17 protein-coding genes and 1 tRNA gene are annotated in these 21,197 nt (G+C 34.6%); 8 read left to right on the forward strand and 10 right to left on the reverse strand.

Going from position 1 to position 21,197, the window contains the following annotated elements:
• The first annotated feature begins 72 nt into the window (after nucleotides 1-72).
• Together NG655_RS02190 and NG655_RS02195 are read left to right on the forward strand one after the other, a co-directional pair.
• On the forward strand, nucleotides 73-546 hold the full coding sequence (locus NG655_RS02190; RefSeq protein ID WP_252157717.1) for a GNAT family N-acetyltransferase: 474 nt from the start codon (nucleotides 73-75) through the stop codon (nucleotides 544-546).
• Between the two features lie 9 nt (nucleotides 547-555).
• On the forward strand, nucleotides 556-1,812 hold the full coding sequence (locus tag NG655_RS02195; protein WP_252157718.1) for an aspartate kinase: 1,257 nt from the start codon (nucleotides 556-558) through the stop codon (nucleotides 1,810-1,812).
• Here the strand turns inward: NG655_RS02195 and NG655_RS02200 are convergent.
• Genes NG655_RS02200 through NG655_RS02230 form a run of 7 tightly spaced genes read right to left on the reverse strand, consistent with a single transcriptional unit; the run spans nucleotide 1,802 to nucleotide 7,893 of the window.
• Nucleotides 1,802-2,233 carry an arsenate reductase ArsC gene (locus tag NG655_RS02200; RefSeq protein ID WP_252157719.1) on the reverse strand — a complete coding sequence of 144 codons (432 nt, stop codon included), beginning with the start codon at nucleotides 2,231-2,233 and terminating at the stop codon, nucleotides 1,802-1,804. The genes NG655_RS02195 and NG655_RS02200 overlap by 11 nt on opposite strands.
• Nucleotide 2,234: 1 nt before the next feature.
• A complete protein-coding gene (locus tag NG655_RS02205; protein ID WP_252157720.1) occupies nucleotides 2,235-3,179 on the reverse strand; it encodes an NAD(P)-dependent oxidoreductase in 945 nt (314 codons plus the stop codon).
• A 10-nt stretch (nucleotides 3,180-3,189) separates the two neighbouring features.
• The gene (gene mgtE / locus NG655_RS02210) at nucleotides 3,190-4,548 is read right to left on the reverse strand and encodes a magnesium transporter (protein WP_252157721.1); all 1,359 of its coding nucleotides are present in this window, start codon (nucleotides 4,546-4,548) and stop codon (nucleotides 3,190-3,192) included.
• A complete protein-coding gene (gene rsmA, locus NG655_RS02215) occupies nucleotides 4,529-5,314 on the reverse strand; it encodes a 16S rRNA (adenine(1518)-N(6)/adenine(1519)-N(6))-dimethyltransferase RsmA (protein WP_252157722.1) in 786 nt (261 codons plus the stop codon). Before rsmA ends, mgtE begins: the two co-directional genes overlap by 20 nt.
• A complete protein-coding gene (locus NG655_RS02220; protein ID WP_252157723.1) occupies nucleotides 5,314-5,631 on the reverse strand; it encodes a DUF4286 family protein in 318 nt (105 codons plus the stop codon). The genes rsmA and NG655_RS02220 overlap by 1 nt, the downstream gene beginning before the upstream one ends.
• Nucleotides 5,632-5,640: 9 nt before the next feature.
• On the reverse strand, nucleotides 5,641-6,912 hold the full coding sequence (gene serS / locus NG655_RS02225; protein ID WP_252157724.1) for a serine--tRNA ligase: 1,272 nt from the start codon (nucleotides 6,910-6,912) through the stop codon (nucleotides 5,641-5,643).
• An 18-nt stretch (nucleotides 6,913-6,930) separates the two neighbouring features.
• Nucleotides 6,931-7,893, reverse strand: a complete 963-nt coding sequence (locus NG655_RS02230; protein ID WP_252157725.1) for a bifunctional riboflavin kinase/FAD synthetase — start codon at nucleotides 7,891-7,893, stop codon at nucleotides 6,931-6,933.
• Nucleotides 7,894-7,998: 105 nt separating this feature from the next.
• Between NG655_RS02230 and NG655_RS02235 the strand changes: the two genes are divergently transcribed.
• Together NG655_RS02235 and NG655_RS02240 are read left to right on the forward strand one after the other, a co-directional pair.
• Nucleotides 7,999-11,874, forward strand: a complete 3,876-nt coding sequence (locus tag NG655_RS02235) for a reprolysin-like metallopeptidase (RefSeq protein WP_252157726.1) — start codon at nucleotides 7,999-8,001, stop codon at nucleotides 11,872-11,874.
• Nucleotides 11,871-12,554 carry a fibronectin type III domain-containing protein gene (locus tag NG655_RS02240; RefSeq protein WP_252157727.1) on the forward strand — a complete coding sequence of 228 codons (684 nt, stop codon included), beginning with the start codon at nucleotides 11,871-11,873 and terminating at the stop codon, nucleotides 12,552-12,554. The genes NG655_RS02235 and NG655_RS02240 overlap by 4 nt, the downstream gene beginning before the upstream one ends.
• On the opposite strand, the gene pth is transcribed toward NG655_RS02240, so the two are convergent.
• The 3 genes from pth to NG655_RS02255 form a co-directional block, all read right to left on the reverse strand.
• The gene (gene pth / locus NG655_RS02245) at nucleotides 12,551-13,117 is read right to left on the reverse strand and encodes an aminoacyl-tRNA hydrolase (protein ID WP_336511171.1); all 567 of its coding nucleotides are present in this window, start codon (nucleotides 13,115-13,117) and stop codon (nucleotides 12,551-12,553) included. The genes NG655_RS02240 and pth overlap by 4 nt on opposite strands.
• 132 nt (nucleotides 13,118-13,249) lie before the next feature.
• The gene (locus NG655_RS02250; RefSeq protein WP_252157729.1) at nucleotides 13,250-13,870 is read right to left on the reverse strand and encodes a 50S ribosomal protein L25/general stress protein Ctc; all 621 of its coding nucleotides are present in this window, start codon (nucleotides 13,868-13,870) and stop codon (nucleotides 13,250-13,252) included.
• 18 nt (nucleotides 13,871-13,888) lie between these two features.
• Nucleotides 13,889-14,821, reverse strand: coding sequence for a ribose-phosphate pyrophosphokinase (locus tag NG655_RS02255; protein ID WP_252157730.1), 933 nt, complete (start codon nucleotides 14,819-14,821; stop codon nucleotides 13,889-13,891).
• Nucleotides 14,822-14,947: 126 nt separating this feature from the next.
• On the opposite strand from NG655_RS02255, the gene NG655_RS02260 reads away from it, so the two are divergent.
• The 4 genes from NG655_RS02260 to NG655_RS02275 all read left to right on the forward strand — a co-directional run bounded on the left by NG655_RS02260 (nucleotide 14,948) and on the right by NG655_RS02275 (nucleotide 21,177).
• Nucleotides 14,948-15,029, forward strand: a tRNA-Leu gene (locus NG655_RS02260).
• A 206-nt stretch (nucleotides 15,030-15,235) separates the two neighbouring features.
• Nucleotides 15,236-17,476: an alginate lyase family protein gene (locus NG655_RS02265; RefSeq protein ID WP_252157731.1), complete on the forward strand. Its 2,241-nt coding sequence runs from the start codon at nucleotides 15,236-15,238 to the stop codon at nucleotides 17,474-17,476.
• A 15-nt stretch (nucleotides 17,477-17,491) separates the two neighbouring features.
• Entirely contained in the window at nucleotides 17,492-17,839 is a 348-nt protein-coding gene (locus NG655_RS02270; protein ID WP_252157732.1) for a cupin domain-containing protein, read from the forward strand.
• Between the two features lie 269 nt (nucleotides 17,840-18,108).
• A complete protein-coding gene (locus tag NG655_RS02275; RefSeq protein ID WP_252157733.1) occupies nucleotides 18,109-21,177 on the forward strand; it encodes a SusC/RagA family TonB-linked outer membrane protein in 3,069 nt (1,022 codons plus the stop codon).
• Nucleotides 21,178-21,197: the final 20 nt, after the last annotated feature.

Below are 21,197 nucleotides of genomic sequence, written 5' to 3' on the forward strand. Positions count from 1 at the left end.
AATGTGATATACACTAATAAATTTAATTGCCTTACAAAGAACACTTAATTTAGTACACTAATTATCAATGATATGATACGTTTTGCTCAGAAAGAAGACATGTCTTCTGTTTTAAAGTTGATTCAAGAATTAGCTGATTTTGAAAAAGAACCAGAGGCAGTTGTAATTTCTGAGGAAGATTTAATACGAGACGGATTTGGTTCAAATTCTATTTTCAAATGTTTGATTGCAGAAAATGAAGGAATTATTGTTGGTATGGCTTTGTTTTATCCTAGATATTCTACCTGGAAAGGACCAACTTTTCATTTAGAGGATCTAATTGTAACAGAGTCCGAAAGGGGTAATGGGTATGGCAAAGATTTGTACGCTGCTTTTATTGCTTATGCTTCAGAAAAGCAAGTTAAACGAATCGAATGGGTCGTGTTAGACTGGAATTCTAACGCGATTAATTTTTATAAAAAAAGTGGAGCAGCTGTTTTAGACGACTGGAAAACAGTTCAAATGGATGAGGAAGCTATTTCTAATTACGTTAAATCATCTTTTTAAGATCAAAAAATGAGAATATTTAAATTTGGAGGTGCATCAGTTAAAGATGCAAAGGGAGTTCAAAATGTGGCTAAAGTTTTAAAAAAAGTGGGTTACACCGACACCCTTGTAATTGTCTCTGCAATGGGTAAAACCACAAATGCTTTGGAGGTTATTGTTGATCAGTATTTTAATACTCCTAAGGAATTATCTAATTCTATTGTAAAGTTAGAACAATTTCATTCAGAAATTGTAACGGAACTCATGGGAGTAGAAGCTCAACCTTTAAAAGAAAAAGTTTCTGTTCTTATTCAGGAGCTAAAAAGTTTTTTTGAACATAATAAAGCAACTAACTACAGCTTTGTTTACGATCAAGTTGTAAGTTTCGGAGAATTACTTTCAACGACCATAATTAATGCATATTTAAATTACATAAACATTAATTCTGAGTGGCTCGATGCACGTAAATGTGTTAAAACAGATGCTTATTACCGTGACGCAAATTTAGATTGGGACGCAACACAAGAGGCAATAAATGATCAGGTATCTAAGACAAAATTAGTTGTTTCTCAAGGCTTTATTGGGAGTGATGAAAATAATTTCACAACTACTCTTGGACGTGAAGGATCTGATTATACTGCTGCAATCTTTGCCTATGCATTAAATGCAGAATCTGTTACAATTTGGAAAGATGTTCCTGGTGTTTTAAATGGTGACCCGAGAGTCTTTGAAAACACGGTACTTTTAAATCAAATTTCATATACAGAAGCTATTGAATTAGCTTTTTATGGGGCATCTGTAATTCACCCAAAAACACTTCAGCCCTTACAAAGAAAAGAAATCCCATTGTACGTGCGTTCTTTCTTAAACCCTGAAGGGGCGGGAACTTCTGTTTCAAAAGGTAAAACTTTAGAACCGCATGTCCCTTGTTACATACTTAAACCAAAACAGGTTTTAATTCGACTTTCATCATTAGATTTTTCTTTCATGGTAGAAGATAATATTAGTGAAGTATTCGCATTACTTTATAAGAGTCAAATGCGTGTTGATATGATACAGAATTCGGCTATCAGTTTCTCTGTATGTGTAAATAACAAATACAACAGACTAGAAGAATTACTTCAAATATTACGATCAAAATTTAAAGTAACAGTGTACGAAGATGTTGATCTGTATACTGTACGTCATTTTGACTCAAAGGCATTAAAGTCTATAGAATCTAGAAAAGACGATATTCTTCTGGAGCAACGTGCTCAAGAAACAATTCAATACGTAGTCAAAAACTAAATTTCTTCAGGTATTTATCAGTAAAGTTTTTACAGTAATTTTGGATTTCTAGACGAGTAGCCTCGAATGCTATTTCTACTTCTTCTTCAGTTCCTTTTAACTTTGAGGGATCTGTAAAATTATGGTGAAGTTTTACTAGCGATTCTCCAATAAATACAGGACAATTTTCGGAAGCATGATCACATACAGTTAAAATAAAATCGAACGTGATACCATCATATTCCGAAATTAAATTTGATGTATGATTTGAAATGTCAATCCCTACTTTTTTCATGGTCTTAATTGCATCCGGATTTATTCCGTGTGTTTCTATTCCAGCACTGTATACCTCTAGCTTGTCTTTAGCGAATCGGTTCATAAAACCGTGTGCTATTTGACTTCTACATGAATTTCCTGTACAGATAATTAATAGTTTTTTCATTTTATTTTTTATAGGTAGTTATTATTTTTTCTGAAATTATTTTGGCTAATTTTTCATAACTTTCCATAGTCCATCCTCCAACATGTGGGCTAAGGATTACATTTTCTGAATTTAATAAGTAAGAAAAGTCTGTATTGTTTTTTTGAGTTTGGAAAATGTTTTCAAACGAACTGCTCTCATATTCAAGTACATCTAATCCTGCCCCTAATATTTTACGAGATTTTAAACCATTTACTAGATCTTTAGTAATTACAGCACTTCCTCTCGCGGTATTAATCAGCCAGAAATTCTTTTTCATTTGATTGATGAATTTTTGATCTATCATTCCTATTGTACTTTCGGTCTGCGGGGTATGTAAGCTTAAAACATCGGATGTATTTTGAAGTTCTTTTAAAGAAACTTGAGAAGCATACTCATCGTTTTCAAGATTTAAAATGTCATGAAATACTACTTTATGAACATCAAATCCGTGGAGTTTTTTTGCAAAACTTTTTCCCATAGTTCCGTATCCAATAATACCTACAGTTTTCCCTTCAAGTTCAAGCCCTCTGTGTTCTTCTCTCAACCAGTTTCCTTCTCTAATACTTTTATCTCCTTGGTTTAATTTGTTGAATAAAGACAGTAACATCCCAAGGGCATGCTCTCCAACTGCATTGCTGTTCCCAAGAGGCGCAGAAAAGAGCTTTATACCTTTTTCTTTTGCAGCTTCTTGATTTATATTTTCAACTCCAGCACCAACACGACCAATAAATTTTAGATTAACAGCATGGTCAAGAAAATCCTTGTCAATTGGAAAACGACTTCTAATGATTAAACCGTCATATAGGTTTATAGTTTCTAGAATTACCTTTTTTGAAACTTTATAGGCAATTGTGTTTTCAAAACCTGCTTTAGATAGCATTTCAAGTAACTTTGGGTGATTTTCATCTACATGAAGCACTTTCATTTTAAAATATTTAGAAATTCAAAAAGGTTTGTGCAATATAGAAGAATAGGTATATCCCAAAAATATCATTAGCAGTTGTAATAAAAGGACCCGTTGCAATGGCAGGGTCAATTCCTCTTTTATTTAAAATTATGGGCACAAAAGTTCCTATAAGTGCAGCTACAATAATAACACCCATCATAGATCCTGCAACGGTTAGGCTGAGTATAAGATCTTGATTTATAATCCAACCAAAACCAATTAATAATACTGCTAAGAAAAATCCATTGATGAGACTTAAACCAACTTCTTTTAAGAGTCTGTTTAGAAGGGAACCTTTTACAGCGTCATTTGCAATACCCTGAACTATAATAGCAGAAGATTGTACCCCTACGTTTCCTGCCATTGCAGCAATTAAAGGAGTGTAAAAAAACAAACTTCTTAGGTGAGGTTTCATCATTATTGTTTCAAAATCTCGAAGTATAAACACACTGCCCAGACCACCAAGTAACCCTAAAAAAAGCCAAGGAAGTCGAGCGCGAGAAAGCTCTAAAATTGAATCATCAGCCTCTACATCATTTGAAATACCGGATGCTAGTTGATAATCTTTATCTGCTTCTTCTTTAATGACATCGACAATATCATCAATTGTAATTCTTCCTAAAAGTTCTTTTTTATCGTTCACAACAGGAATTGCTTCTAAATCGTATTTAGACATTATTTTAGCAACTTCCTCTACGTCTTCGTATACATTTACAAAATCAACTTTTGGGATGTAAATATCTTTGACTATGGCTTTGGAGTTTGCAGTTAAAAGGTCTTTTAAAGACAATCTACCGATTAATTTATTTTTACCGTTAACTACATAAATTGAGTGAACCCTTGTGACCTCTTCAGCTTGAGCACGCATTTCATTGAGGCATTTTAGAACACTAAGGTTTTCATTAACTTTAACCAGTTCTTTGGCCATAAGTGCTCCAGCTGTATTTTCTTCATACGTTAGGAGTTCGCGAATGTCTTTTAGATGTTCACTATCGGAAATCTCAGACATTACTTTTTCTTGCCTTTCTTCAGGTAGCTCCGCAATTATATCTGCAGCATCATCTGTATCGAGTTCTTCAATTTCTTCTGCAATTTCTTTTGCCGAAAATTGAGGTAATATTTTTTCTCTAAAATCTTCATCAACTTCGGCAAGTGCCTCAGCTGTTTTTTCGCTATCTAACAGTTTAATTAAATAAACCGCTTCTTCCACAGAAAGATTTTCAATTACTTCTGCAATATCGGCATAGTGTACATCTCCTAGTTTAGAAATCAGCCTCTTGTCGGCTTTCTTTTCTATAAGCGATTGGACGAGCTTTATAGTTTCGTTATCAATTAGGAATTGTGCCATCTTCAATTTTTTGAGTCAATGCTATGAAATCATCTCCCGAAAGTTTTTCCGGTCTTAAGTCAAAGATACTATCTTCTGTAATATTTTCTGGCAGTTGTAATGTTTTTAAACTGTTACGAATTGTTTTTCTTCTTTGTTGGAAGCTCATTTTTACAATTTTAAAAAGAAGTTTTTCATTACAGGAAAGCGTATAGTTTTCTTTTCTTTTTAGAGTAAGAACTCCTGAGTCTACTTTTGGGGGAGGATTAAATACATTTGGCGGAACTGTAAACTCGTATGTTGCTGTATAGAATAGCTGAGCAAGTACAGAAAGGATTCCATATTTTTTTGTACCGGGGGGTTCGCAAATTCGTTCAGCTACTTCTTTTTGAAACATTCCGGAGAAAAAAGGAATTTGATCTCGATGCTCTAAAGTTTTAAAAACAATTTGAGTTGATATGTTGTATGGGAAGTTTCCTATTATAGCAAAGGGTTCGTTGTTAAAAAGTGAGTTAATATCATATTTTAAAAAATCACCTTCAATTATATTTTGATGATTTAACGGATATTTATTTCTGAGATATTCAATGGAGTCCGTGTCTATTTCAATTAGATTTACATTGCCCTTTTTAAAAGGAAGATATTGGGTTAGAACACCCATTCCTGGACCAATTTCTAATACTTTTTTGTAGGTATCAAATTTTAAAGTTTCCGCAATTCTAGATGCAATAGTAAGGTCTTTGAGAAAGTGTTGCCCTAATTTTTTTTTGGCTTTTACAGCTTTCATTAGAGCGCAATTATTTGTTCTAATTCTGTTCTAAAAGATAAAATACTTGTGCCAAATTTTTCAAGTGCCTCTTTTCTTAAAAGAGGAGCGTCCTCTTTTAAATAGGCTTCATATTTACTTTTATCATTGCAATGATATTGTGCGGCATAGCTTGTTCCTCCTTGATCTTCATTCTGATCTGTAATGACTTTAAATAATATCGCTTTGTTAAATTTGCCCGTTTTAATCATATCCGGCAGATGTACATTATTCATCCATTCAAGCCATTGCGTTTCTGCTGAGTGTTCTACGTGGGTGGTAACGTTAAATATAAACATAGTTTGTTTTTAGGAGATCATATCAAATCCAGTGTAAGGGACAAGTGCTTTAGGAATTTTAATCCCTTCAGGCGTTTGGCAATTTTCTAGAATTCCAGCCAACACTCTTGGTAAGGCTAAAGAACTTCCGTTTAACGTATGAACTAGTTTTTTACTTCCATCTTTAGCTTTGTATCGTAAACGAAGACGTTCAGATTGAAATCCTTCAAAAGTTGAAACAGAGCTAATTTCTAGCCATTTGTCTTGTGCTGTTGAGAATAACTCGAAATCATAGGTTAGGGCAGAGGTAAATCCAAGGTCTCCTCCGCATAAACGAAGTATTCTGTATGGAATTTCAAGTTCAATTAATATTTTTCTAACATGGTCAACCATTTCATCTAAAGCTGCTTCAGAGCGCTCAGGTGTTTCTAATCGTACTATTTCGACTTTGTCAAATTGATGGAGTCTGTTTAACCCACGAACATGAGAACCATAACTTCCAGCTTCTCTTCTAAAACAAGGGGTATAGCCAGTTAAACAAATAGGAAGTTGTTTTTCTTCTAAAATTTCATCTCTAAATATATTAGTAAGGGGAACTTCTGCTGTTGGTATAAGGTACAAATCATCTCCAGTTACATGATACATTTGACCCTCTTTATCTGGGAGCTGACCCGTTCCGTATCCTGAAAGTTCATTAACTAAATGGGGAACTTGAGTTTCTTGATATCCTGCTTCTGTGTTTTTATCTAAAAAGTAATTTATTAATGCACGTTGAAGACGAGCTCCTTTTCCTTTGTATACAGGAAAACCAGCACCAGTAATTTTACTTCCTAATTCAAAATCAATTAGGTCATATTTTTTTGCTAATTCCCAGTGAGGAAGAGCATCTTCTGATAGACTTGGGATTTCTCCAGCTCGTTCTGTTTCAATATTATCTTCCTCAGAAGTTCCGCTTGGAACAATCTCTTTAGGGATGTTTGGTATTTGTAGTCTTAGCGAACGTAATTGATTTTCGGCTTCTTGTAAATTATCTTGAAGCTCTTTAGAACTTACTTTTAAGGCAGCAGATCGTTCTTTTAAAACTTGAGCTTTATCTGCCGCTCCGCTTTTAAAAAGTTGTCCAATTTCTTTAGCTAGAGAATTTGCTTCTGCAAGCTGCTGATCCAAATCTGCTTGGGTCTTTCTTCTCTTTTCATCTAGTTCAAGTAATTGGTCAATAAGATTAGAATCTTTAAAATTTCTTTTTTCAAGAGCTTTTAAAGCTTCGTTTTTATTTTCTCTTAAGTATTTTAATTGTAGCATAAGTCCAATAATAAGGTGTTACAAAGATATTGTTTTATGGTTAGTGTGTTGCCTTTCGGAATCAAATAACCGAATGCAATTTATTTTATCTTTTTTAAGTTGATTTTGAAGGTTTTCTAATGAATCGAATTTGATTTCATCTCTAATTTTATCCAATATTTGAATGGTTATATTTTCATTGTAAAGATCTTCATCATAAGAAAAAAAGTGAACTTCAATTTTTTTAATATTTCCACCAACCGTTGGTCGAACTCCAATATTCATCATTCCCAAAACAGTAGAGCCTTTTATCTCAGATTGAATTCGATAAACACCGTTTGGAGGGCAAAGTTTATAATCCTCTTTTATTTTAATGTTTGCTGTTGGAAATTCTATTGTTCTTCCTATTCCAGCACCTGATTCAACTGTTCCTGAAAGTAGGTAAGGACGGCTAAGGTAGCGATTGACTTTTTGGATGTCACCAGCTTCAAGTGCTTTTCTGATTTTTGTAGAACTTACGTTCACAGAAGCAATTTCTTGAGCAGGAATTTCTTCTACCTCAAATCCATATAATCTTCCAAATTCATGTAAATCTACAATTGAAGCATCTCTATTTCTTCCAAATCTATGGTCGTAACCAATAATTACTTTGGAAATATTAAAGGTGTTTACTAATATGTCTCTAGTGAATTCTGTTGCTGTTAGTCTCGAAAATTCTTTTGAAAAAGGATGAACTACGAGCACATCTACTCCCAATGAGGCAAGAATTTTTTGTTTATCCTCGAGAGAATCGATTAATTTAATCCCACTATCTTTTTGAAGAACCATTCTTGGATGTGGAAAAAAAGTAAGAACAACTGCTAAGTCTCCCTTGCTTTTAGCTTTTTTAACTAAATTTTGAATTATTTTTTGATGCCCTATATGAACACCATCAAATGTCCCGATGGTTAAATGACAAGCTTTGTCCTCTTTATAATTTTCAATTTTTGATACAATTTTCACTAAAATCTCATATATTTAGATTCATTACACAAAACTATGATTTTAGACTTTAAAAATGGTCATAATTATAGTATGATTACTATTTGTTATTTATAATTTGCTTCTGTGAAATACAACTATTTTTTTTTAATTCTTTTATTTTTATATTTTTCGCAGAGTCAAGCTCAAGACTTGTGGAGTTTTAAAGACAAAACAATAGGTACAGTTGTTGCTTTTGAAAATAGTATCCAAACGATTCATTTGGATGAAGTAGGATTACAAAAGATTACTACTTTTTCCAAAAACTCTGGGGGTAGTATAAAAGCACCCAACACCATTTCGTTTCCAAACGAAACAGGAACAAACGAAAAATTTTCCCTGGAAGAAGTAAGTGTATTGTCTGCTGATTTGGCTAAAAAATTTCCAAATATTAAGACTTATGTTGGTACAAGTTTAACCCGAGCTAATGTTCATGTTCGATGGAGTTCTTCACCAAAAGGAATTAACGCAATGATTTCTACTCCTGCAGGAAGATTTTTTATTCAACCTAAAAGAAACAGCATTGCTAAAGAATATATATTTTACAAAAGAGGAGGAAAACTTTATGATGATTTTGAGCGATTAAATTGTCTCATTCCTCCAGACTCTTCATTCAAAAATGAAGTGACAGAATCAAATAAATTAAATGTAGTTTCTCCTCAAGCTAAAATAAATCAAACTTTTAGAGTGTATAGAATAGCCATATCTGCAACCGGTGAGTTTACTCAGTTTTTTGGTGATGATGATAATTCTAATGGCTCAAATAAAGAAGATGCCTATGTTCAGGTTGTGAGTACAATAAACCGAATTAATGAAGTTTTTGAAGTTGATTTAGGAATTAGGCTCGAATTAGTTTCCGGCCCTAATTTGTTGTATGATGATCCAGAAACAGATCCCTATGGTGAAGATTTTAATGAAGAAATTCAAGAAGTACTGACTGATATTTACGGGGAAGCTAATTATGACGTTGGTCATCTGTTTGATTACGGAGAAGCTAATGGTTCTGCAGGAAGCGTAGGAAACGTCTGTTCTAATAGAAATAAAGGTTCTGCCTTTAGTTCCCATCCATTTGTAGACACTTCAGGAGTAGGTGAGTTTTTGAACGATTATTTTGATATTGACTTTGTTGCCCATGAAATCGGGCATCAATTTGGAGCCTATCATACTTTTTCTCATCAGTTAGAAAGTGCAGGAGTAAATAGTGAACCCGGAAGTGGATCAACAATTATGTCTTATGCAGGTATAACCGGCTCCGATGATTTACAGAACCACTCAGATCCCTATTTTCATTACAATAGCATAAAGAACATTAAGGATTATTTGGACCGATTTAGTTGTCAGACCACAATAAGTCTCCCAAATCAAGCTCCAACTGTAAATGCTGGGAGCGACATAAGTATTCCAAAAGGAACAGCTTACAGCTTAGAAGCTCGAGCTTCCGATCCAGATAGCGATTCATTAACCTACTGTTGGGAACAACTAAACAGTGGTTTGGTACTTCGCTCTAATTTTGGACCAACAAGCGAGGCGGGTTCGAACAACCGTTCTTTTTTGCCAACAACAAGTCCCATAAGAACAGTTCCATCAATGTCAAGAGTCTTAGCAGGAAAGTTAACTCAAGTTGACCCTCAAACATCAGATGATTGGCAAACGGTTTCACTTGTAAGCCGACAGTTGAGATGGGGAATAACTGTTCGAGATCGAACAGAAACAAATTCTGTCAGTATTGGCCAAACAGATCAAGATTTTAAAACAATATCTGTAGTTGAAAATGCAGGCCCATTTGAAATTATATCTCAAGCTACAAACACAATTGTATGGAAAACTGGGGCAAATGAATCTATAAAATGGAATGTAAATAACACCGATATAGCCCCAATTAACACACAGACAGTTTCAATATACCTATCCTTAGATGGAGGTTTAAATTTTTCTACAGTTTTAGTTTCAAATACCTTAAATGATGGTCAGTACGATTTTATAGTTCCTGAAAGTATAAGTTCAACAAACACCAGGATAAAAATTGTACCAGACAACGGGATTTATTTTGCAGTTAATCGCCAGAGTTTTAGAATTGAAGAGCGACCATATGCGACTCCTTTTCAAGTAGTTTCTAAAGTATTGTGCGATCCAACAGATGTGCCTTTCAACTTTAATTTAAATTATTATCAAAATTACACATCTCCGGTTAGTTATAGTTTAATGAATGTTCCTGAGGGAGTTGATTACTCAATTTCTCCAGAAGCAAGTTCTTTAAATCAAGGAGAAGGTATAGTTAGTTTATCAAATTTATCAGTACTCGATCCGGGAACCTATTCAATTACCTTAGTTGCTACTTCTGGAGATAATGTCTCGCTTCAAGATTTCATTCTGGAAAATAAGCAAAGTGTTTTAAGTAGACCGGCTCAACTTTCACCATCAATCCAAGATGGATTACAGTCTTTAAAGCCAAATTTCAGTTGGGAATTAGATGAAAATGTAGATCAATATCTAATACAGATTTCAACGGTATCTGATTTTAGTTCAACTGTGGTATCGACTACTATTGTTACAAACACCTATATTCCTCAGGAAAATTTAGAAGGAGAAACAGTTTACTATTGGCGAATTAAAGGATTTAACTTTTGTGGAGAAAGTTCTTTTTCAGAGACTCAAAATTTTCAAACAGATATAGTTTTTTGTGATAACATAAGCCCAACTCAATTGCCAATTCAATTAGCAGATGCAGTTGCAAATCAATCTGGTGTAACCTATGTGGATGTTTACATGGCTAATGATCATGTTATTTCTGATTTGAATGTAGAGCTGAGTATACAGCACACCTGGTTGTCCGATATGATATTGACTTTAATTTCTCCAGACGGTACGGAAGTTGTTTTAGCAAGAAACATAGGAGGATCAAGTTCTAATTTTGTGAATACTATATTTGATCAAGAATCTTCTAATTTAACCGAAGAAGGCACAGCTCCTTTTACGGGTACTTTTAAGCCGGAAGAAGATTTAAGTGTTTTTGTTGGACAATCTTCTTTAGGAAAATGGAGGTTAAAAATAGAAGATATTGGACCTTCTGACACAGGACAAATTGTTTTAATGAATTTGATTTTTTGTGTAAATGGAATTATTTTAGAAAACGACGATTCTGATTTAATTCCAAATGAATCAGATAATTGCCCTTTAATAACAAACCAAAATCAGCTTGATTCAGATTCAGACGGTCAAGGAGATTTATGTGATGTCGATACGTTTAATAATTTTACGATCTCAAAAACAGACGAAACCTGTATTTCAAGAAACAATGGAGGAATTCAAATTAGTGCAATAGCCTCTGCAGATTACACAGTTCAAGTTACTGGGCCTAATGGTTTTGATAATAGCTATAGTTTTTCTTCCTATACCTTAAATATACCCAATCTAGAAAGTGGTGATTATTTAATTTGTTTTGGTGTGGTTGGCGATTCTAGTTTCGAACGTTGTTACACTGCTTCTGTAGAACAGCCCGAACCTTTATTGGTTACTTCTTTAGTGAATGAAAGTGATAAAATCTTATCATTATCTTTAAACGGTTCTGAGGAATATACTGTTGTTTTAAACAATGAAATCAAAAGGGTTAGTAATGTTTCTCAATTGAATTTATCGCTGAAGTCTGGTTTCAATAAAGTTGAGGTTTCAACAGATTTAAGTTGTCAAGGCTCTTACCAAAAAGAAATTTATATCGCTCCAAATTCAGTACTATTTCCAAATCCTGTCAAAGATGTAGCTTATCTTTTAATTGGAGGAACTTCAAAAAACATTCAATATATTATTTATGACGTTCAAGGTAATGTTGTAAAGGATAAATCAATTAGACTAGAGTCTAATAATAGAAAACATCCTATTGATATCAGTACTCTAGTTAGTGGTAATTATTTTTTAACTGTAATCAGTGAACAAAAGCGGGAAACTATAAAATTTATAAAGCAATGAAAAATACTCTAAAAACAATAGTTCTTGGTTTATTAGCTTTGTGTTATTGGTCGTGTTCAAAACCATCTATACCAGAACCAGATCCAGTCCTATTGATTTCACCTGAAAAAAATAACAGTTGTTTACCCCTGTTTTCAACAACGAGTCAAGGTGTGATTAGTTTTGAGTGGTTAGAGTCTTTAAACACAGATTCCTACGAAATACATGTTCGGAATTCGATTACAGGCGAAGAACAAAGTCGCTCAATTGATTTAACAAGTGCAATCATAACAATAGATCGAGGAGCTCCTTATAGTTGGTGGGTTATTTCGGAATCTTTAGCGAGCCCCGTACGAACAAAAAGTGAAGTGTGGAGTTTTTATTTAGAGGCATTACAGCAAGAAAGTTATTTGCCATTTTCAGCTCAATTGGTTAGTCCACTTAACGGGGAAACTATTTCTTTATCTTCAAGTCAATATTCGTTGCAATGGAACGGATCAGATTTAGATGGTGACATCGACTATTACAGAGTTTATATAGGATCTTCAGAAACTCAATTAAATTTAGTGCAAGATAATTTATCAGCCACTAGTTATTCAGCATCTTTATCTTCGGGGCAGACCTATTATTGGAAAATAATTACTGTAGATGAAGCAGGAAATCAATCTGAGTCATCCATTTTTAACTTCACCACCTTTTAAGTCCCGTTATATTGGTTCATTGCGGCTTGAATTCCTTGAGTTACAAAAGCTAAAATTTGTGCTTTGGTTTTTTCAATTCTTAATTTCATTTGGTCCAGTTCATGGTTAGTCCACTTGCCTAGTACAAAGTCTACTGTATTGTATCCTTTCTGATCACTTTGAATTCCAAAACGAATTCTGGGGTAATTAGGAGTGTTTAGTTGAGCCTGGATGTCTTTTAACCCATTGTGACCACCGTCACTTCCTTTTGGTTTCAATCGAATTGTTCCAAAAGGTAAGTTAAGATCATCTGTTATTATGAGGATGTTTTCTAAAGGAATATTTTCTTTAATTGCCCAATATCGAACTGCCTTTCCGCTGAGGTTCATCAAGGTAGAGGGTTTTAGTAAAAGCATTGATTTCCCTTTAAATCGAGTTTTACAAATGGCGCCATAACGTGCATCTTCAAAAATCAACTCACGTTCTTCTGCAAAGCTATTTAACACTTTAAATCCGATGTTATGACGGGTGTTGTAGTAAGCTGCTCCAATGTTTCCTAATCCTACAATTAAAAATTTTTTCAAAGGGTCTTCTTTTGGTTTTTTACTTCTTGGAAAAAGTTTTTTTATACAATTCATTTAATTAGTAAAGTATAAATATAAAAAAAGCATCTGTTGCAAACCAACAGATGCTTTTATAAAGATAGTAGTAGTTGCTTATTCAGCTGCTTCAGTAGCTTCTTCGCCACTATCTTCTACAGCATCCTCAACAGCCACATCTTTAATTGCTGCTCTAGAAGTTCTTACTTGACAGATTACAGTGTTGTCTGGGTGAACAAAACTATAATTATCAGATTTAATGTCTGCTGTGTATAGTTTTTGACCTAATTGTAGTTCAGAAATATCTGCTACGATTGTATCTGGAAGGTTACTTGGAATAGCTTTAACACGAAGTTTACGCTTGTTTAGTACTAATCTTCCACCGCTAATAAGTACTCCAGGAGCAGCACCTTGTATTTCTACAGGAATGTTCATAGAGATTTCTTTATCTGCACTAGCTTCATAAAAGTCAATGTGTAGAATTCGATCTGTTACTGGGTGAAATTGAATGTCTTGTAGAATTGCATTAATTGATGAATTGTCATCAAGTTTAATTACTACTGTGTGTGCGTTTGGAGTGTAAACGAGTTTGCTGAAATCTAGTTCTTTCGCTGCAAAGTGTACGGGATTTTTTTCACCGTATAAAACGCAGGGAACCATACCAGCATTACGTAAGGCTTTTGTCGCTTTCTTGCCTACGCTTTCTCTTTTTGATCCGTTAATTGTAATTGATTTCATTGGTATTTATTTATTGAATTAAACTATAAATTTAGAACTAATTGATTTGTTTTCATGAACCTCACGCATAGTACTTGCAAAAAGGTCTGCAGAACTCAAAACTTTTATTTTGGGGCTTTGTTTTTTGGCAGGAATAGAATCGGTTACAATAAGTTCTTCTAATAAAGAATTCTCGATACGTTCATAAGCATTACCAGAAAGAAGTGCATGTGTACAAATTGCACGAACCGAAATGGCTCCTCGCTCAAGCATAACTTCTGCAGCTTTAGTTAAAGTCCCTGCGGTGTCGACCATATCATCGACTAGGATTACATTTTTACCTTTTACATCCCCAATTAATTCCATGTGTGCAATAACATTTGCTTTTTCGCGCTGCTTGTAACAAATTACAACATCGCTTTGAAGGAATTTAGAATAGGCATAAGCTCTTTTAGAGCCACCCATATCTGGAGACGCAATGGTTAAGTTTTCTAGATTAAGAGACTTAACATAGGGTACGAATATTGTTGAAGCAAATAAATGATCTACTGGTTTTTCAAAAAACCCTTGGATCTGATCTGCATGTAAATCCATAGTAATTATTCGAGTAGCTCCAGCAGCTTCAAGAAGGTTCGCTATGAGTTTTGCTCCAATCGGAACTCTAGGTTTATCCTTTCTGTCTTGTCTTGCCCATCCAAAATAGGGCATAACGGCAGTAATATGTCTTGCAGAAGCTCTTTTAGCTGCATCAATCATAAGGAGTAATTCCATAAGATTCTCTGAACTAGGATGCGTAGATCCTATCAAGAAAACTCTAGATCCACGAACAGACTCTTCGAATGAAGGTTGAAACTCTCCGTCGCTATAATGAGAAAAGGCCACTTTCCCCATAGGGATACCGAATTTCTTGGCGATTTCTTTTGCTAGAACTTCGCTCTGAGTACAACTGAAAATTTTTGCTTCTGTTTTCATTTGGCCTAATTTATTGTTCGACATTAATTTAGGGAATGCAAATTTAAAAATTATTTTAGGTATAACGCTCTTTAATGCGATTATTTTAGGTAGACAAAAATAATTTTCTACTTTTGTCTCCCATTAGCCTCGATGGCGGAATTGGTAGACGCGTTGGATTCAAAATCCAATTCTCTCGGGAGTGTGGGTTCGATTCCCACTCGAGGTACAAAATTAAAACCCATTTACTTAATAATTAAGTGATTGGGTTTTTTTGATATAAAACAATTCAAGTCATAAAACCACACACTTTCTTATACTATAAGTAAATCAAGGTTCATAGTTTAAAAAAGTAGAATATAGTTTTTTAACAGTCTAATCGAAAAAAAGAATAAAATTCATTACTTTGGTAAACCAATTTGGTAATCCAATATTATGAATCGATTTTTATCCCTTAAAACTACTGTTTTAATTTTCTTTATTTCTTTAGCTGCAGTGGCTCAGGATCACCCTAATTTAATATTAACACAATCGGGTGTTGAGCAAATTAGAGAAAACTTAGGAAAAGTTCCTTTTTTTGACGCCTATTTAGCTGAGGTTAAAGCCGAAGTTGATGCCGAAATGAAAACAGGGATTGATGTTCCTACACCAAAGGATATGGCCGGTGGATATACCCACGTTCGTCACAAAAAAAACTTTCTAATCCTTCAAAAAGCTGGTGTTTTATATCAAATTTTAGAAGATGATGCTTATGCTGATTATGTGAAAGATGTTTTAATGGAATATGCCCGTATATACAAATCTTTACCCATTCATCCTCAGCCAAGATCATATGCTAGAGGTAAATTATTTTGGCAATGCTTAAATGATGCAAACTGGTTAGTTTATGTAAGTCAAGCATATGATTGTATTTATAATTCTTTATCTAGAAAAGAAAGAAAGCATTTAGAAAACGAATTATTTCGTCCATTTGCCGATTATATTTCAGTTGAAAACCCTCAATACTTTAACCGCATCCACAACCATAGTACCTGGGGGAATGCCGCCGTTGGTATGATGGGATTGGTAATGGATGACGAAGAGTTAATTCAACGTGCGTTGTATGGACTAAAACAAGACGGAATCTCTGAAAACGCAAAAGACAACGATGGAGGATTTATAAAAGATAAAGAAGGAAAAGCCGGCTTTTTAGCAAATATAGAAGCACCTTTTTCTCCCGAAGGATACTATACAGAGGCACCTTATTATCAACGTTACGCGATGTATCCTTATTTATTATTTGCAGTTGGATTGAATAATGTTCGCCCCGAAGAAAAAATATTTGAGTATAAAAATGGCGTGCTCCTGAAAGCAGTTAATACGTTATTAAACTTAACAGATTCTGACGGTGAGTTTTACCCCCTTAACGATGCTCAGAAAGGGATGTCTTATTTTTCTAGGGAGCTAGTTTCTGCAGTTGATATTGCCTATCATTATGGCGATCAAAATCCAGGATTACTTTCCATCGCTAGAAAACAAGGGAAACTAACATTAGATGATGCAGGATTTTCTGTTGCTAAAGCAATAGCAGACGGTAAATCAGAGCCTTTTACAAAACAATCCATGGAGCTTACTGATGGCCCAAATGGGGAGCAAGGAGGAATTACAATTCTTAGATCAGGCTCACAAGAAAACAAACTAAATTTAGTTGCAAAGTATACAGCTCACGGGAATAGCCATGGTCACTACGATAAGCTTTCATATTTGTTATATAATAAAGGAGAAGAGGTTTTACAAGATTATGGTCTTGCACGGTTTGTTAATATTGACCAGAAAAATGGAGGAGGTTATTTAAAGGAAAACACGAGTTGGGCAAAGCAAACTATAGCTCATAATACTTTAGTGGTGAATGAAACTTCTCATTTTAACGGTAAATATGCGATTGGAAGTAAGTTTCATTCAGACAAATATTTCAGTTCACTCTCGTCTGAAGGAAGTCAAATAATTAGTGCAAAAGAAAATAATGCCTACCCAGGGGTTAAAATGCACAGAACTTTGGTTATGATAGAAGATGATCGTTTTGACAACCCTCTAGTTTTAGATGTATTTAAGGTACATTCAGAAAATAAAAATCAATATGATTTACCACATCATTATTTTGGACAAATAATTTCTTCCAGCTTTCCACTTGAGGCTCAATCAACCCTTGCTCCCCTAGGATCGGCTCATGGTTATCAGCATTTGTGGTTGCAGTCCAAAGGGAAAAACGGAGCAGAAGTAAATCAGTTGAGTTGGTTTACTGGATCTGCTTTTAGAACATTAACAATGTTAAACACAGTAGCGGATGAATTCTTGTTCACCCAATTAGGAGCAAATGACCCGGAGTTTAATCTAAGATCAGATTCTTCCTTTATATTGAGGAGAAAAAATACAGACTCCACTTTATTTGTAAACGCAATTGAGGTTCATGGTAGCTATAGTCCAGTAACCGAAATAGCACTCAATTCAACCTCTTCTATCAAGGGGATTTCTAAAGTTATGGATACTGATGATTATACAGTAGTTAAAATAGAACTTACAACTGGAAGTCCAATTGAGGTTTTCCTATCCAATCAAAATTCTAGTAACAATAAAGAACATACACTAACAGTAAACGGGAACCTAACTAAATGGACAGGTCCTTTTTTAATTAAATAAACTAAAATATTAACAATGAAAAGTTTTGGAACAAGCAAAGAGTTTTTAATGACAGATGACATCGAATGGGAAACTGTTGGAGAAGGAGTTAAAAGAAAAATAATGGGTTATGATGATAAAATCATGTTGGTCCATGTTGATTTCGAAAAAGGAAGTATCGGACCAATGCATCAACATCCTCATTCTCAGGTTACTTATGTGGTGTCTGGGTCTTTTGATGTAACGATAGACGGTAAAACTCAAACTTTAAAAGCTGGAGACAGTTTTTATATCCCAACAAATGCATTACATGGTGCAATTTGTACCTCTCCAGGGCAATTAATTGATGTTTTTAGTCCAATTCGTGAGGATTTCATGGAATAATTATTAAAAAAATAAGGATACCTTAATTTTTTTAATATATTTGGTAAACCAGTTTGGTTTTCCAAATTGTCAAAACATTATGGAAAAGGATAGTTAACCCTATCCTTTTTTTAGATTACTTCATATAAAGATGGGAGTAATAAAGACACCGCCTAGATGGTAACCTAAAAACTTCTAATCATTTGTTTTTTGCTACTGTTTTGTGCGATCGTTTCATTTGAAGCGATATTATTTTAATAAAAACAATGTAAACTAACTATTAACAACGTATGAAAATTAAATCTCACTTAACACTGTTGTTTGTTCTTATTGGCGCAGCCTTTGGATTTGCACAGACACAACTCAGTGGTTCAGTTACAGATGCTAATGGGCAACCAATTCCAGGAGCAACTATAATTGTTCAGGGCACAAACAACGGAACAACCTCCGATTTCGATGGTAATTACACAATATCCATTGAAGAAAATCAAAATCTTGTAATCTCATATCTGGGTTACGCAACTCAAACTATTTTATTCACAGGTCAAGACAATGTGAACATCAGCTTAGTAGAGGATTTAAATGAATTAGATGAAATCGTTATCACAGGTTACGGTACTCAAAAGAAGTCTCACTTAACAGGAGCTATTTCTAAGATTACTAACGAAAAACTAGACCAAATAGCAGTATCCCGTGTGGATGACGCTTTAGTAGGTCAAGTTTCTGGGGTAAATATTGCTGCAACTGAAGGTGAGGCAGGATCTGCTCCAACCATCCGTATTCGTGGTACTGGTTCTATTTCTGCAAGTTCTGATCCTGCTATTGTAGTAGATGGTCTTGTAGTAGACAACGACTATTTAAGTAACTTAGATATGAATGACGTTGCTTCTTTCGAAATTTTAAAAGATGCTGCTTCTGCTGCAATCTATGGATCTAGAGGGGCAAACGGGGTTATCTTAATTACAACTAAAGAAGGAGAAGAAGGTAAAACTAAATTTACATACAACTCTTACTTAGGTTTTAAAGAAGCGCACCAAAGTGATGCTTACTCTTTTTCTTTGGCTGACGAAGCTGCAGAAGAGTTAGCTGCAAATGGTTCTATATCGAACCAAACACAACGTAAACTAGATATCGGTGTAGATAGAAGCTGGCAAGATGTTATTTTTGATGGTGGTACCATCAAGAGTCACTCGTTTGCTGTTCGTGGTGGAAACAAGAAAACAAAATACAGTACAGCTTTAAACTTCGTTCATGACGAAGGGGTACTCTTAACAGACGACTTTAAAAAGTATAACGTTAAATTAAAAGTTGACACGAAACTTAACGATGAATTTTCTGTAGGAGTAAGCTTAAGCCCTTCGTATACTAACAGAAGACGTTTCGATGGTTCTGCTCATGATATTTTACGTCAAACCGTATGGTTACCACTTTACTTAGACGAAAGCACGATTGGTCAGGTAAACCGAGTAAGAGACGGTGGAAAATATGCGAATGCACAAATCGGAGACTACGCTATTCAGCGTATGTTTGATGACTGGGATATGACAAACAATGTTGCTGTAACTAGTGGTCAAGATATTAGTAATACATCGAACACCAACCCTGCTGCAAAAGTATTGGAACGTGATCGTAACGATTATAAATTCAAACTTTATGGTAGTATGTACATGAAGTACAAAATTGCTAAAGGATTGAACTTTAAAACGACAATCGCAGGTGATTTCCAAAATACAAAACAAGATCGCTGGCAAGGTGTTCAGTCGAATAGAAATGGTGCATCGGCAGCAAGTTATTCAACTAGTACACAAAACAGAATGCACTTTGTAACGGATAACTTCCTTAATTTCGATAGAGAATTTAACGGACATGAAATCAGTGCTATCCTTGGTTTCTCTGCTGAAAAGTGGGATACTGAATACGAAAGCTTAAATGCAGCTGGTTACCAGTCAGATTTATTAAGAACGATTAGTGCTGGAGACCCAACAACAGTTCAAGGAGCTTCTTATGATTATGCACAACGTTTAATTTCTTATGTATCGAGAGTAAACTACGCGTATAACGATAAGTACTTAGTCTCTTTAAGTATGCGTCGCGATGGTTTCTCTTCTTTCGGTCAAGATTCTAAATACGGTAACTTCCCAGCAGCCTCTCTTGGTTGGAATATCGCTAAAGAGGATTTCTTAGCTGGAAACGAAGTTGTTAGTAACTTAAAATTCCGTTTTAGTTACGGGGTATCTGGAAATCCATTCTTTAGAACAGGAAATGTTTTAGTAGACAGTTTCCCATACTTAGCTTTACTTGAATCATCTACTGCAATAGTAGACGGAGGAAGTGCAGCAGGATTCAATCCACTAAACATTGCAAACCAAGAATTACAGTGGGAGAGTTCAACTGAAATTAACCCAGGTCTTGACTTTGGTTTCTTCAATAACAGAATTACAGGGTCGGTTGAATATTACCAAAGAAATAGTGAAAAACTATTAATCGACAACCCAGTTTCTTCTACTACTGGATTTAGCAGTGCCTTAGTCAATATTGGTGAGGTTAAAAACAGTGGTTATGAATTTGAAATTCGCACGAAGAATGTTACTTCTGAGAATTTTAGCTGGAATACAACGGTATTACTTTCTGCTAACGACAATGAGCTTGTTAGTTTTGGAGACTCTGACGGTCAGATCCAAAACATCGATGCAAAGCGTGCTGCAGAATGGATTAACTCAGTTGGAAACCCAATCTCTTCTTTTTACGGATGGGTAGTAGATCGTGATATTCCATTAGAATACATCAAGAACCCATATCACCCAATCGGAGCAGAAGCACAAGATGTTTATGTAAAAGATTTAAATGGTGATGGATTAATTGACGACGATGATAAAACAATTTTAGGAGATCCATACGCAGATTTAGTATGGAGTATAGCTAATGATTTTAAACTCGGAAACTTTGATTTAAGTTTTATGATCCAAGGAAGTGAAGGAGCTATGGTAAGAAATATGGGAGACCAGTACATCTTCAACCACTTCAACTCTTCTCAGGATTTTGATACTGCGACTACGCCGGATCAACACCTTATTAAGCAAAAAATCTTTACAAACGATATTGTACAAGATGCTTCATATATAGCGTTGAGAAACATTAACATTGGTTATAGAATTCCACAAGAATTTTTAGATGAATTAAATGTTACTTCTGCACGAATCTATGCATCAGGACAGAACTTGTTCTACAAGACAGCTGAAGGCTATACAGGATTCAACCCAGAATCGATCAACACGACGTCTCCAACGACTTATGGATATCAGAGAGCTGGATCGCCAGTATTTAGTACTATTTCATTAGGACTGAATATTGAATTTTAATCAAACTAAACGAAAAAAAT

It is taken from the genome of Candidatus Arcticimaribacter forsetii (assembly GCF_910589745.1).
Taxonomy (GTDB): domain Bacteria; phylum Bacteroidota; class Bacteroidia; order Flavobacteriales; family Flavobacteriaceae; genus Arcticimaribacter; species Arcticimaribacter forsetii.